Source organism: Apilactobacillus kunkeei DSM 12361 = ATCC 700308 (assembly GCF_001281265.1).
In the GTDB taxonomy this organism is placed as follows: Bacteria; Bacillota; Bacilli; order Lactobacillales; family Lactobacillaceae; genus Apilactobacillus; species Apilactobacillus kunkeei.
Genome location: NZ_JXDB01000005.1, coordinates 1 through 13,876, shown reverse-complemented (window position 1 = coordinate 13,876; position 13,876 = coordinate 1). Strand labels below are relative to the sequence as shown.

Here is a 13,876-nt window from a genome sequence, read left to right as displayed (position 1 = left end):
CTTTTTATTCTTCTAATGCAGCATTCTTTTGTTCCATTTGACTACCAATAAATGTAATCACAGAACCGATTAGAATAATCACAATTCCAATCCAGGTATTAATTGTAATCTTTTCACCTAACAAGATCATTGCCAAAATTGGCGCCAATCCCGGTTTGATGAAAAAGACGATTGAGGCAATTGATACCCCTGCTCTTTCCATGGCAAGGAAGTAGAATGCAAATCCACCACCTGTTACACAGACACAAATAAATAATAGAATCCAGAAGTAATTTATGGAAATATTATGAATAATTGGTGTGTTTGCAAATGGTTTTAACCATTCTACACTATTCATGTAGTGTGCAACAGAAGAAATATTGGTAATTGATACTAAAATTAAAAGTTCAACAGATCCCGCTAAAAATGTGTAACAAGTAGTTGCAAGTCCATTTTGACCGGTAACTTTTGAACCCCATCTGGATACAATGCTGTAAAGTCCAAATGTTAGTGCTGAACCCAATGCTAATGAAATTCCCAATGGATTAGTAAGGTTGGCCGGATTAACGATAACTAGTAATCCGATAATAGAAAGAACTAATGAAATAAATCCTAGTCGACTAATCTTTTCTCTTAGAATAAAGAAAGCGAATAGTAATGCAAATACTGGATTACAACTAAATAGTACCGCTACAGTTGATGCTTCATCATACATGATTGCTAATTGGAACAACGTCATGCTAACTACAACACATAAAAATCCAGTTAATAAGAAAACACCTATACTTTTCCATTTATTCGTCAATAATGTTTGCTTTCCATTCTTCATGACAACTGGGATTAAAACCAATCCCCCAATAAAGAATCTAATCAAGTTCAATTGGATTGGACTAAAAACTCCTTGAACACTTTTTAGTGCTATTTCCATTGAACTAAACATAAACGTGGAAATTAAAACATACAGAAAAGTCTTTTTCAACTTTAAACGCGCTCCTTTAAATTTACAAATTATAAAAAAATTGATACACTACAAACTTAATGTTCGTGTTGTGATAATTTTTATATTAACATCAAAATTATATCATATCCCTTGGCCTTATTAAAAATGTAACAGAATTATTACAATTTATTACATATTTCGTAAGTATTATTATTTTCAAAAAAATAAGTTTATAATGTTAGTTATATTTACGTATCTTGATTATAGGTAGTATAATGGGGAAATTCAGAATAAAGGAGCTATTTTTGATTTATGCAAAACAATAATCAAAACATCGATAGAGCTTCCAGAACTAGAGGAAACCAACCTCACTTTAAGAAGAAGAAAAGCCATAAGGGTGCTTGGATTTCACTTATTGTCTTTTTAGTTCTAGTAGTTACTGGATTAATCATTGCTCATGGTGTTTATGTCAACATGAAGAATGCTGCGGATAAGGCTTATCAACCAGGTTTATCCACAAAAGAAAGAAACGTATCTAGCGTCATTGCTCAGAACAAACCTGTTTCAATCTTACTTCTAGGTACCGATACTGGTGCCCTAGGACGTCATGACACAGGTAGAACTGATACTATGATCCTAGCTACTATCAATCCTAAGAAGGAAACAATTTACCTAACAAGTATCCCTCGTGATACTAAGGTAACTGTTCCTGGAGATTCACAACCTTATGAAAAGATTAATGCTGCATATACTATTGGTGGTGCTTCAAGTGCCGTACAAACAGTACAAAACTTGTTAAACGTTCCAATTGACTTTTATGCAATCATTAACATGGGTGGTCTAGAAAAGATGGTTAACGCTGTTGGTGGTGTTACCGTTACTCCTCCTTTAACTTTCCATTATGGTGCTGCGAATGTTGTTAAGGGTAAAACAGTTACATTGAATGGTGCTCAAGCTCTTGCTTACTCAAGAATGAGACATCAAGATCCTGCTGGTGACTATGGTCGTCAAGTACGTCAAAGACAAGTACTACAAAAGCTTGTTCTAAAAGGTATGAACATCTCTTCATTACCAAGATACAAATCAATTTTAAGTTCAATCTCAGGTAACCTTAAGACTGATATGAAGTTTGATGATATGGTTGCTTTACGTGAAAGATACGGAAACGCAACTCACCACATCAAGTCACAAACTCTTCAAGGTGAAACTGCTGTTGTTGACGGTATTGATTATGAAGTACCAACCCAAGAGACTCTTCTAAACATTTCAAACTCAATTAGACAAAGCCTTGGACTAAGCAAACTTACTTCATTAAACCAAACACAAAGTCAAACAAGTGACTACAGTGTTGGTTCCAGCGTAATGAGTAGTTCATCCACTCAAATCAATTACTCAACTGATAACTAAAAATAAAAGGTTCTGATATTAACCAGAACCTTTTTTATATTCCCTACTTTTAAATCGATGAAGACAAAGAAAAAGGAGACCTCCAAATGGATGTCTCCTTTTTAAGTAGTTGGGCTAGCTGGGTTCGAACCAGCGCATCACGGGATCAAAACCCGTTGCCTTACCACTTGGCTATAGCCCAATAAAAGGGCGGTAGGTGGGAATCGAACCCACGCGTGTCGGAACCACAATCCGATGTGTTAACCACTTCACCACTACCGCCATATTATTATATGTGATAATGATTTCTCATTAATGCGGCCAAGAAGACTCGAACTTCCACCGGGAATAATCCCGACAAGATCCTTAATCTTGCGCGTCTGCCAATTCCGCCATGGCCGCAATAAAAAATCACAAATATTATTATATGTGATTTTTCCCTACTTTGCAATAGGTGTTTTAAATTTTTTTATTCACCGCGTACAGTGGCACCACTGTGATCGACCTTAATCAATCTCATGACTCCGTCTAGTTTGCCAATGTTTAATCTGTCACGTAGTTGATTTAGTTCTGATTCGGTACCAAAGGTAATAACACAACGGTGTGATTGGTTTAAGAATGTACCGTAAATTCCTAGTTCATGGGCTTGTTTTCTGATGGTTTCAAGTTCTGGCACTACTTCATAGATGTTATCGGTGTAAATAGCATCATTTTCCATCATTTCAGTAGCTTTAGTCCATTCATTGCTCATTAGTGAGGCCACTAGTACATTGGTAGCACTGCTGGCTTTTACAGCGTCTACAGAGCTAACTTGGTTCTTGTAGATAGCCTTATCACTACCATCGTCCTTAGTTAGGTATACTAACGCGTTAATAACCTCTGGAATTTGGGTCTTAACTGTTGTAGCCATTTCACCATTAAAGTAAGAAACCGTAATGTCACCTAACAATGCAGATGCGACACCGTCTGCATGGCCCTCAATCTTACTACCGATGTTAATTTCATCGTCTAGTGAAAGGTCTAATTCACCTAACGCATTAGCAATCTTGATTCCCGCAACAATTGCTGTAGTACTTGAACCAAGTCCTCTTCCAATTGGAACATCTGACATAACAGTTAATTGATGAGGTTTGATTGTTGGATCAACCTTTAGGATGGTTTGCACGATAATGTTGTTTTCATCGTTTGGAACGTCATCCCCCAATGCATGGTTAACTTGCCAGCGTTGCATTTCTTCTTCAACAATGACTGTGTAATATAAACCAAAAGAAATTCCGATTGAGTTAATCCCAGCTCCGATTCCCGTTGATGTAGCAGGTACTCGGATAATTATTTTTTTATCCAAACTAATCATCTCCAGTGTCTAATTTTAGTTTTCCACGACATTTTCCGCATACATACTTGTGAGTGTTAATTCTACGCTTACGACGGTAATTTTGTCCACAATGTGTACAAACATATTTGAATGGACGTTTGTCCACAGGTGCCGGCGCAAATCTTGAACCACCCACCGTCTTCAATAATCGTTTAAAAGCTAAAGTATTATGCTTACCAGAATATCCAGCTAAATGTAGATGGTAATGGCAAAGCTCATGTTTAATCACCCCTACCAATATTTCCATTGAATGTTCGGTTAACATCTTAGGGTTAATATCAATATCATGGCTGGCCACATGGTATCTTCCACCAGTGGTTCTTAAACGACTATTAAAGTAAGCACGGTGCTTAAATGGTTTGGCGAATGATTCTTGTGAAATCTTTTCCACCAATGTTTGTAATTCTTGATTATTCATTTAAATTTTATCACTTCTCCGGGTTAATCATCGTTAGTTGAATTCGATTTCGTTTAATATCAACAGATAATACCCATACGTCAACAATGTCCCCAACAGAAACAACGCTACTTGGGTCAGAAATAAATTGATTACTCATTTGTGAGATGTGGACAAGTCCATCTTGTTTTACACCCACGTCAACGAATGCACCAAAGTCGATTACGTTTCTAACGGTTCCTTGTAGTTGCATTCCTTCTCTTAGATCCTCAATCTTCAATACATCTTGCTTTAGGACTGGAGTTGGCATGTTATCACGGAAGTCTCTACCAGGACGTTTTAATCCATCAATGATGTCTAATACGGTTTGTTTTCCATAACCATTTTCGTTAATAAACTTATCAACATCAAATGTGGATAACGCTTGGTTAATTTCGGTTGTTCCCAATGAATCCAAATTTAAATTCAATTCATCCACAATTTGGTTAGCAATCTTGTAACTTTCTGGGTGAATATCGGTATTATCAAGTGGATTACTGCCGTCTAGGATTCTTAAGAAACCAATGGCTTGTTCATAAGTCTTTTGTCCCAATCTAGGTACCTTTGATAAGGATTGACGAGTCTTGTATTCACCATTTTCATTTCTAAACTTAACCACGTTTTTGGCGGTAGTCTTGGTCATCCCCGAAATATGGGTTAATAACTCAGGACTAGCTGTATTAACATTCACTCCGACTTTATTAACAGCTGTTTCCACAACTCGATCCAATTGGGCGTCTAATTGTTTAGCAGGTAAATCGTGTTGATATTGACCAACCCCTACTGACTTAGGATCAATTTTAATTAATTCAGCTAACGGGTCTTGAAGACGTCTCCCGATACTTACTGCAGAACGTTCTTCAACATGAAAGTCAGGAAATTCATCACGCGCATTTTGACTTGCAGAGTATACAGAAGCTCCGGCTTCATTAACAATTACGTAATATACCGGTAGATTATTTTCTTTAATTAGTTCTGAAACAAATTGTTCTGATTCACGACTAGCTGTCCCGTTTCCAATGGCAATCATTTCAGCATGGTTCTTCTTAATGAAATCAACTAGTTGTTTTTTAGCTTGTTGGCGTTTAGCATCGCTTGCTGGTTTATGTGGATAAATCACTAACTTATCCAAGAATTTCCCATTATCGTCAATTGCGGCTAATTTACACCCAGTACGGTAAGCTGGGTCAAAACCAATCACTATCTTGCCCTTGATTGGCGCTTGCATCAATAGGTTATACAAATTTCTACCAAAAATATTAATGGCGTGTTCATCAGCTTCATCGGTTAATTCATTTCTGATTTCACGATCAATTGCTGGTTTCATGAAACGAGAGTATGCATCTTCATAAGCATCCTTCACAAATTCAGCAGACTTACCGTTACGCTTACGATTAATTTCTGCTTGTAAGAACTTATAGATGACATTGGTATTAACATCAATGCTGACTGTTAATACCTTTTCCTTTTCACCACGATTTAATGCTAGAACGCGATGTTTCTTCAATTGGTTAATTGGTTGTGAAAAATCATAGTAATCTTCGTAGACGTGCTTTTCGTCTTTTTCATCGGCATCCTTCTTGGCCTTGCTGGCAATTTGACCATTCTTCTTGGTATCTTCTCGAATCCATTCTCTTAGATGGGCGTCGTTTCCGATATCTTCAGCTAGGATTTCATGAACACCTTTCAAAACATCTTCGACGTCGTTTAGTTCCTTTTCTGCATCCACATAGTCTTTTGCCTTATTCACAAAGGAATCATCGTTAGCTAAAACTAGTTTAGCCAATGGTTCTAAACCTCGTTCTCTGGCAATCATCGCCTTGGTCTTCTTCTTTTTCTTGTATGGTAGATACAAGTCTTCGACACTTTGCATTGATTCGGCTTTTTGGATATCAGCCTTTAGTTTATCAGTTAGTTTACCTTGTTCTTCGATTAAACGAAGAACTTCTTCTTTACGTTTTTCTAGATTAGTGATTTTAGTGTTGGCATCGGCAATTTCTCTAATTTGCACTTCATCCAAACTGCCTGTGCGTTCCTTACGGTATCTAGCGATAAATGGAACGGTATTGCCATCTTCTAGCATAGAAATAACGGCAGAGATTTGTTTTTCAGAATAGCTACCTAATTCTTTTCTGATTTTTTTAATGATTGATTGATCCAAATCGTTCATCTCATTTCTTATTTGAGTTTGTCTTTAATTATATCATTGCATTTTTAGATAAAAAAATAGTTGGTAATTTTTACCAACTATCTTTTGTTTTTATTACATTGACATCATAATCTTTTGAGCTGTCTTAAATACTCGTTCGATGCTATCTTGTTGTAGCTTACCTGCTTCATTAAAAGCATCTGCTTCAATAGTGTCAGCCTTGATACTGTCTACCATGTCTTGGCATCCCTTAACGTAGTCAGCATAAGCTTCCTTTAGGATTGAGTGACGACCTAATTCCTTGGCAGGAACTTGTACGTTATCAAGTTGTGATAAGAATTCTTTGTACTTATCAGTACCCTTTTGGAAAGTATCCTTTGTGCTTGTCAAATCGATTGATGTGTAATCGTTGTTAGCAACGGCTTCTTCCAATGGATCGTAATCATGACTCATTTCCTCACCAACCTTGTTAGTGTTAGTGATTAAATCAGATAAAAATGGGGCATAGATTGCCATCTTGTTTTTCTTCATAATTCAAAAATTCCCTTCTTACTTCCAGAAGTCATCGTAAATTGTAATTGGTAGATGACGTTTGTGTTCTGTTTTAATATACCAGTTTTCAATCTTTTCTGCAGCATCTTTTGAAACTTCTCTGCCTTCTAGGTAGTTATCGATATCGTCGTAAGTGACACCTAAAGCAACTTCATCAGGTAAAGCTGGACGGTTATCTTCTAGATCAGCAGTTGGAGTCTTTTCGTATAAATGCTTTGGTGCATCTAATTCGGCTAACATGGCCTTACCTTGTCGTTTGTCTAAACGCCATAGTGGAGTAATGTCGGCAGCACCGTCACCAAACTTAGTGTAAAAACCAGTTACAGCTTCAGCAGCATGGTCGGTTCCTAAAACGGCACCGTGAGTTTGACCAGCGATTGCGTATTGAGCAATCATTCTTTGTCTTGCCTTGATGTTACCCTTGTTAAAGTCAGAAATTGTCATTCCATCAGCTTCAACCGAAGCAACGGCAGCATCAGAAGCTGGTTTAATATCTACTCGAATAGTCTTGTCAGCTTCGATGAAAGCAATTGAGTCCATTGCATCTGATTCATCAGCTTGAGTTCCATAAGGTAATCTAACGGCGATAAACTTGTATTCATCGTCATTAGTTTCTTCGCGCATTTCGTTAATGGCAATTTGTGCTAACTTACCTGTCAAAGTAGAATCTTGTCCACCTGAAATCCCTAGAACTAGAGTTTTTAGGAAAGTGTTTTTCTTTAGGTAACTCTTTAGGAAGTCAACACTATTTCTGATTTCTTCTTTTGGATCAATTGATGGTTTTACCTTTAATGCATCAATGATTTCTGCTTGCTTTTCTCTCATTACAATTCACCCTTGTCTTGCTTATTTTTGATTTTATCGTGAACATCCTTAATAATGCTCATCTTGTTGTTCCAACATTTTGTTGATAAATCAACTGGGTATTCTTGTGGGTTTAACTCACGTTTGTACTCAGGCCATAGTGATGATAATACATCTTCAGAATATTGTTTGATATCGGCTAATTCCGGTTGATCGTAAACTAAAGCACCATCCTTGTAGATGTCCTTTAGTAAAGGTCTTGCATCAAAATCAGTCAATGTCTTGTTAATGTATGTGTATTGAGGATGGAACATGTATAGACTGTCTTCATCATTTGGATTTTCATCGTCTAATGTGATGTAATCTCCTTCTGACTTACCATCCTTGCGTTCAGTAATTCTCCATACTTGCTTCTTACCTGGTGTAGATACCTTTTCGGCGTTGTTTGATAGCTTAATGGTATCGACCATTTCACCATTATCATTTTCGACAGATACCATCTTGTAAACGGCACCTAGTGCTGGTTGATCGAATGCGGTAATTAGTTTGGTACCAATCCCCCAAACATCAATCTTGGCATCTTGCATCTTTAAACTAGTGATGGTCTTTTCATCCAAGTCGTTTGAGGCAAAAATCTTAGCATCTGGATAGCCTGCATCATCTAGCATTTCACGGACGCGTTTTGATAGGTATGCCATATCACCAGAATCGATACGAACACCGGCGAAATGAATCTTGTCGCCCATTTCATTGGCAACCTTGATGGCGTTAGGAACACCACTCTTTAAGGTGTCAAAAGTATCTACTAGGAAAACACATTCATGATGACTTTGTGCGTAAGCCTTGAAGGCTTTGTAGTCATCTTGGAATAGTTCGACTAATGAGTGGGCATGAGTTCCACTAATTGGAATGTTAAAGTTTTTACCTGCTAAGACATTTGATGTGGCGTTGAAACCACCAATGTAAGCAGCTCTGGTTCCCCAGATGGCTGCAGCAGTTTCTTGAGCTCGACGACTACCAAATTCTAGTAGTGGGTCATCCCCTGCTGCCATTCTGATTCTAGCAGCCTTAGTGGCAATCAATGTTTGATAGTTAACGATGTTTAAGATTGCTGTTTCAACTAGTTGGCATTCACAAACGTTTCCTTCGACTTGAAGCATTGGTTCGTTATTGAATACCAATTCACCTTCGACCAAAGAACGAATTGATCCAGTAAACTTAAAATTGCGAAGATATTCTAAAAATTCTTCGGTATATTCGTTTTGAGAACGTAAGAACTCAATATCATCATCAGTAAAGTTGATATATTTAATATAGCTAATTACTTTTTCCAATCCCGCAAAAATAGCAAAACCATTTTCGAATGGCATCTTTCTAAAGTAAACTTCGAATACAGCTCGACGATTTTGCAAACCAGCTTGGAAGTAAGTTTGCATCATATTGATTTCATATGCATCAGTATGTAATGTTAAATTATCAAATTCATTTGACATTTTTTATGAAATCCTCCTAATACTTGTCGCATTTTATTGTCTTTTATTTTATCATTAATTAAAGAAATAATCATAATAATTTATTTGAAGGTATTGCAATGGAAAATAAAACTGTTAATATTTTAGGTTTTGATTTTTTAAACAGTTCATTCAATGATTTCATGGAAAACACCAAGCAAAGAATCGACAATCGTGAAAATACTTTTGTCGTCACTGCTAATCCAGAAATCGTTGTTCATGCTTTAAAAAATCAAAAATACACCGATACAATTAAAAAATCTGACTACCTAGTTGCCGACGGAATTGGTATCGTTATGGGTGCAAATATCTTAGGTTCAGATATGAGTGAAAGAATCACCGGATACGACATTTTATTAGACTTATTAAGCTGGGGTAATCACAATCATAAATCAGCATACTTTTTGGGTGCCAAACCAGAAGTTATCGCAGATTTAAAGAAGATTATTCCGCAAAAATACCCAGATTTAATCGTTTCTGGCTATCATGATGGTTACTTTACTGATAGTGATAAAATTGCCGCTGAAATCAAGCAAAATCAGCCTGATATGGTATTTATTGCCCTAGGTTTTCCTAAGCAAGAATACTTCATCGAAAAATATCGTCATGTAAACGATGGTCTATGGATTGGGTTGGGCGGTAGCTTTGATGTTTTATCCGGTCACGTTCAACGTGCACCACAATTTTGGATCAATCACCATATTGAATGGTTATACCGTTTAATCAAGGAACCTACCCGTTTCAAACGTATGTTGGCATTGCCAAAATTCATCCGTTTAGTAAAGAAACAAAAGAAGAATGAAGCAAAATAAAAAAGTACATCGACATTAGTCGAATGTACTTTTTTTACTATCTAAATAAAATTCAAATCTTTCGCCCACGTATTGAGTACGAACGTATTCAAACGGCTGGCCGTTTTGTAGTGATGTCACCTGTCTTAGTAACAGAATGGCATCCCCCTTTTTAATATCTAGATATTCAGCAATTCTTTCGGAAGCGAGTGTTGCTGAAACGTTTTGTCTTGATACTTTTGGTACTAAGTTCTTCTTTTCCTTCAATGATGCGTAGAATGAATCGGTCACATCATCTTTACTTAAACCATCGATGATTTTTTCAGGAACTGTGGCGATTTCAAAACAAATGGGCACGCCATCACCGTAACGAATTCTTTCCATTCTCAATACCTTGTCGTTTTGAGAGATGTTTAACTTTTCGATTTCACTTAGTGAGGGTTCTAGTGTGTGATATGAAATAGTCTTACTGGCAGGAATTTTTCCTTGCGCTAACATGATGTCAGTAAAACTGGTCACCCCAGACATCTTTTCTTGAACCTTTTCATTGGAAACGTATGTACCTGAACCAACACGTTGATCTAGGATCCCTTCATCAACAAGTGTTTGAATGGCTTGTCTTAAAGTCATTCTACTAACGTTAAATTCAGTTGATAGTTGACGTTCTGATGGAATGCGACTACCTAGTTTCCATTTACCCTCTTCGATATTTTTTTTGATTTCATTATGAATTTGGATATAAATTGGCAAAGCCATTATTTCACTATCCCTTCATTACTATTCTTGCGTTGCATCAAAACAATCAATTACGGCCTTTTCAAAACCGCTCTTCTTCAATGCTAATAATCCTTTGATAGTTCCACCGGCTGGAGAACAAACATCGTCAATTAAATCACTTGGTGACTTGTCAGATTTTTCAATCATCTTCATTGATCCTAGAATAGCTTGTGCTGCTAATTGAGTTGCTGTTCGTTTGTCTAAACCATGGTTAACTGCGCTTCTGCTAAAGATGTCCGCAAATAAATAAGCGTATGCTGGAGTACAGCCCATTAATGATCCTGATACATCAAATTTGTCTTCGTCAACTTCAATCATCTTACCTAGTGTTTCTAAGTTCTTAACAATATCTGTTAGTCTTTGATCAACTAGGTTTTCGTTAGCCTTATAAATTAACATTCCTTCGTTAACTTCTACGTTGACGTTTGGAATTAAACGAATGATTGGTAAATCATAGCTAGTTAACTCTTCTAGACGTTCTAATGAAATTTGCCATGCAATTGATGCCAGAATCTTACCATTTAAGTTTTCTCTAACATCCTTTAAAGCATCAACGACTTGTTTTGGACCTGTTGCCAAAATAACCAAGTCACTGCTTGCTGCTACTTCTTGATTACTGTTGCTACAGTTAATACCTGTAGCATTTGCGAATTCTAGATATTTTTCCTTATGTGGAGCATGTACATATATATCGCTAGCATTAACTTGACCAGAATTGATATATCCTTTAATCATCGCCTTTGCCATTGCTCCGACACCAATAAAACCTATTTTCATAGCAACCTCCATAACTTAAAAAATGATGTGTTTATTATAACATAAAAAAAATGACTAACTATAAAAGTTAGTCATTTCAAGTAGTTGGGCTAGCTGGGTTCGAACCAGCGCATCACGGGATCAAAACCCGTTGCCTTACCACTTGGCTATAGCCCAATAAAAATGGAGGGGAGTGGATTCGAACCACCGAACCCGAAGGAGCGGATTTACAGTCCGCCGCGTTTAGCCAGACTTCGCTACCCCTCCGAAAAGATATAAAATGTAATCAACAAGAAATATAATATCAAAATCATAGATGCTTGTCAATGACTTTTTTACCTAATCGCAAGTGTTGAAACTGCGATGTCATTGATATGTCTCAACCAATCAACAAATAATATAATATCGAAAATCGCAGTTTAAGTCAACACTTTTTAAGTATTTTTTTAATTTTTTCTACTGATGTGTAAATCGCGTAGAACTTGATGTAATAAAATTACCATCACAATGGATAAAGCAATTCCAATGCTTCCTAGTACCAAGAAGTAGTTAACATTATCTATAGAGAAATATTTCACTACTTGAGAGTTAATGGCCTGACCAGTAGCTGCCGATAGATACCATACCCCCATCATTTGCGAAAGGAAATTCTTAGGCGCTAACCGGTAAGTCACTGATAGCCCAACTGGAGAAATTAGCATTTCTCCTAAACAAACCATTCCAACTGTTGCTAAGATCCATAGTGGATTAACTTCAGTTCCCGCCAAGAATTTGATTGGTATAAATAAAATTAAACATCCTATGCTTGCTAAGAGAACTCCTAGTGGAAATGACTTTAAAGCATTACTTTCTTTATGATGCCAGTATTTAGCGAATAATGGCGTAAAAATTAATATAAATAATGGATTAATTGCTTGGTACCAAGTTCTTGAAATATGAACATGGAAGTCGCCATCATGGAAAATACCTAGAAAAATAAAGAACAATAGAATTGCAGCAGTAAATATCTTTAATAAAGCACTATTACTCTTTTTTTGTACTAAGTAACCGATTATCAATGAGGCAATAATAAAGAATGCTAATACAGCATATTTCCATACATAGAAATCATTGTCTGTACTTCCACTAGCCATCATTGCTAAAACAATTGGTCCTTGTTCCTCTACTCCCCAAAAGAAAGATGCACAAATGAATAGAATTAAGTATACTACCATTCCTTTTCTTTCTTTTTGACTAGTGTGGTTACTACTAATAATCACAAAGAAGTAAATAAATGGAATAACAATAGTTATTGCACTTAATAGTGTAATAATGTTTTCTAGATTAAATGCATCAAAAACATACATTAGTAGGAACACTAATGATATGGAAACGACGAATAAAATAACTCGATCAAGTAGCTTTTTAATTTCGTAAGGTTCAATTGGATTTAAAGTATAAATACTATTGTTTTGGTTATAGTCTTTCGTATGTCGTTCAAAGATAGCCAGTCCGATTGACATAGCAATCGCACCAATTAAAAATCCAAGATGGAAATTAACGTGTACACCGATATAACCAATGATGATTGGCGCTAAAAAAGCCCCAATATTAATTCCAGAGAGGAAAATAGTAAAACGATATGCCCTGGTATTATATTGTTCATCGTATAAGTTTCCAACCATTGTCGTTATTGTTGGCTTTAGTAATCCAGTCCCCACTGTCAAAAATACAAGAGATATAAATAATAACCAAATTGTATTATGAAGTGGAATCGTTAAGATTAACTGACCCAAAATAATTAAAATGGCCCCAAGAGAAACCGTCCTTTTTCCTCCCAGAATTCTGTCACTAACATATCCTCCACATGCTGCGGATAGATAACTAAGTGATCCATAGATTGCAAACAATGATGCAGCAGTAGAAGGCTTGAAACCAAGGCCACCCCTGCCAAATGAATAATACATATAGTACAAAAGGATTGCTTGCATACCATAGTAACTAAATCGTTCTAATGATTCAGTTAATGTTAATGAAATTAGGCCCTTTGATTGATTATCATTATCAACTTTATCCAATTAATACTCCTCCAAACAATAAAAAAATCATCGCAACGTTAACTAATTATACTCTCTGATTAAAATTTTATCAATTTGCCCAAAATTAATCATATGAAAATAAAAAAACTAGGATGTAGTCATCCTAGTTTTTTTATGCCGGCTGCAGGACTTGAACCTGTGACCGCCGGTTTACGATACCGATGCTCTACCAACTGAGCTAAGCCGGCAAATACTATATATAGTTTAATATACAAGAAAGGTGCTAACAAGTGTTAGCACCTTTTTATACTCCGAATGTCAGACTCGAACTGACGACAACCTGATTAACAGTCAGGTGCTCTACCAACTGAGCTAATTCGGAATAACGCGCGGCGACTTCCT

The 13,876-nt window shown here is 36.4% G+C and carries 12 protein-coding genes and 7 tRNA genes; 2 read left to right on the top strand and 17 right to left on the bottom strand.

Annotation, left to right across the window (positions count from 1 at the left end):
* Positions 1-4: 4 nt before the first annotated feature.
* Positions 5-958, bottom strand: coding sequence for a DMT family transporter (locus RZ79_RS01700; RefSeq protein ID WP_054449732.1), 954 nt, complete (start codon positions 956-958; stop codon positions 5-7).
* A gap of 273 nt (positions 959-1,231) precedes the next feature.
* Between RZ79_RS01700 and RZ79_RS01695 the strand changes: the two genes are divergently transcribed.
* Positions 1,232-2,326 (top strand): LCP family protein, encoded by a 1,095-nt coding sequence (locus RZ79_RS01695; protein ID WP_054449731.1) that lies wholly within the window; start codon positions 1,232-1,234, stop codon positions 2,324-2,326.
* 109 nt (positions 2,327-2,435) lie between these two features.
* Here RZ79_RS01695 and RZ79_RS01690 read toward each other — a convergent pair.
* The 9 genes from RZ79_RS01690 to RZ79_RS01650 all read right to left on the bottom strand — a co-directional run bounded on the left by RZ79_RS01690 (position 2,436) and on the right by RZ79_RS01650 (position 9,114).
* Positions 2,436-2,507: transfer RNA gene (locus RZ79_RS01690), tRNA-Gln, on the bottom strand.
* Positions 2,508-2,514: 7 nt separating this feature from the next.
* Positions 2,515-2,587, bottom strand: a tRNA-His gene (locus tag RZ79_RS01685).
* 34 nt (positions 2,588-2,621) lie between these two features.
* A tRNA-Leu gene (locus RZ79_RS01680) sits at positions 2,622-2,707 on the bottom strand.
* Positions 2,708-2,774: 67 nt separating this feature from the next.
* Positions 2,775-3,650, bottom strand: coding sequence for a homoserine kinase (locus tag RZ79_RS01675; protein WP_225428476.1), 876 nt, complete (start codon positions 3,648-3,650; stop codon positions 2,775-2,777).
* 1 nt (position 3,651) lies between these two features.
* Entirely contained in the window at positions 3,652-4,098 is a 447-nt protein-coding gene (locus RZ79_RS01670) for a SprT family protein (RefSeq protein WP_054449729.1), read from the bottom strand.
* A gap of 10 nt (positions 4,099-4,108) precedes the next feature.
* A complete protein-coding gene (locus RZ79_RS01665; RefSeq protein WP_054449728.1) occupies positions 4,109-6,277 on the bottom strand; it encodes a Tex family protein in 2,169 nt (722 codons plus the stop codon).
* A 102-nt stretch (positions 6,278-6,379) separates the two neighbouring features.
* Positions 6,380-6,796, bottom strand: coding sequence for a hypothetical protein (locus RZ79_RS01660; RefSeq protein WP_054449727.1), 417 nt, complete (start codon positions 6,794-6,796; stop codon positions 6,380-6,382).
* 18 nt (positions 6,797-6,814) lie between these two features.
* Positions 6,815-7,642, bottom strand: a complete 828-nt coding sequence (gene nadE / locus RZ79_RS01655) for an ammonia-dependent NAD(+) synthetase (protein ID WP_053795177.1) — start codon at positions 7,640-7,642, stop codon at positions 6,815-6,817.
* Positions 7,642-9,114 carry a nicotinate phosphoribosyltransferase gene (locus RZ79_RS01650; protein WP_054449726.1) on the bottom strand — a complete coding sequence of 491 codons (1,473 nt, stop codon included), beginning with the start codon at positions 9,112-9,114 and terminating at the stop codon, positions 7,642-7,644. Before RZ79_RS01650 ends, nadE begins: the two co-directional genes overlap by 1 nt.
* A 92-nt stretch (positions 9,115-9,206) precedes the next feature.
* Here RZ79_RS01650 and RZ79_RS01645 point away from each other — a divergent pair, with 92 nt between their 5' ends.
* Positions 9,207-9,944 (top strand): WecB/TagA/CpsF family glycosyltransferase, encoded by a 738-nt coding sequence (locus RZ79_RS01645; protein WP_420313685.1) that lies wholly within the window; start codon positions 9,207-9,209, stop codon positions 9,942-9,944.
* A 15-nt stretch (positions 9,945-9,959) separates the two neighbouring features.
* Here the strand turns inward: RZ79_RS01645 and RZ79_RS01640 are convergent, their stop codons facing one another.
* From RZ79_RS01640 to RZ79_RS01610, 7 genes are all read right to left on the bottom strand, one after another.
* On the bottom strand, positions 9,960-10,679 hold the full coding sequence (locus RZ79_RS01640) for a GntR family transcriptional regulator (protein WP_053795174.1): 720 nt from the start codon (positions 10,677-10,679) through the stop codon (positions 9,960-9,962).
* 21 nt (positions 10,680-10,700) lie between these two features.
* Positions 10,701-11,477 (bottom strand): pyrroline-5-carboxylate reductase, encoded by a 777-nt coding sequence (gene proC, locus RZ79_RS01635; RefSeq protein ID WP_162200342.1) that lies wholly within the window; start codon positions 11,475-11,477, stop codon positions 10,701-10,703.
* 84 nt (positions 11,478-11,561) lie between these two features.
* Positions 11,562-11,633 (bottom strand) — tRNA-Gln (locus RZ79_RS01630).
* Between the two features lie 7 nt (positions 11,634-11,640).
* Positions 11,641-11,723, bottom strand: a tRNA-Tyr gene (locus tag RZ79_RS01625).
* Between the two features lie 179 nt (positions 11,724-11,902).
* Positions 11,903-13,513 (bottom strand): peptide MFS transporter, encoded by a 1,611-nt coding sequence (locus tag RZ79_RS01620; protein WP_054449723.1) that lies wholly within the window; start codon positions 13,511-13,513, stop codon positions 11,903-11,905.
* Between the two features lie 136 nt (positions 13,514-13,649).
* Positions 13,650-13,722: transfer RNA gene (locus RZ79_RS01615), tRNA-Thr, on the bottom strand.
* A 61-nt stretch (positions 13,723-13,783) separates the two neighbouring features.
* A tRNA-Asn gene (locus RZ79_RS01610) sits at positions 13,784-13,856 on the bottom strand.
* Between the last annotated feature and the right edge of the window lie 20 nt (positions 13,857-13,876).

What these genes read in the sequence shown, in the direction of transcription:
- RZ79_RS01695 (WP_054449731.1), top strand. Translation starts at nt 1,232, where the DNA reads ATGCAAAACAATAATCAAAACATCGATAGAGCTTCCAGAACTAGAGGA.
- RZ79_RS01670 (WP_054449729.1), bottom strand. Translation starts at nt 4,098, where the DNA reads ATGAATAATCAAGAATTACAAACATTGGTGGAAAAGATTTCACAAGAA.
- RZ79_RS01660 (WP_054449727.1), bottom strand. Translation starts at nt 6,796, where the DNA reads ATGAAGAAAAACAAGATGGCAATCTATGCCCCATTTTTATCTGATTTA.
- nadE (WP_053795177.1), bottom strand. Translation starts at nt 7,642, where the DNA reads ATGAGAGAAAAGCAAGCAGAAATCATTGATGCATTAAAGGTAAAACCA.
- RZ79_RS01650 (WP_054449726.1), bottom strand. Translation starts at nt 9,114, where the DNA reads ATGTCAAATGAATTTGATAATTTAACATTACATACTGATGCATATGAA.
- RZ79_RS01640 (WP_053795174.1), bottom strand. Translation starts at nt 10,679, where the DNA reads ATGGCTTTGCCAATTTATATCCAAATTCATAATGAAATCAAAAAAAAT.
- proC (WP_162200342.1), bottom strand. Translation starts at nt 11,477, where the DNA reads ATGAAAATAGGTTTTATTGGTGTCGGAGCAATGGCAAAGGCGATGATT.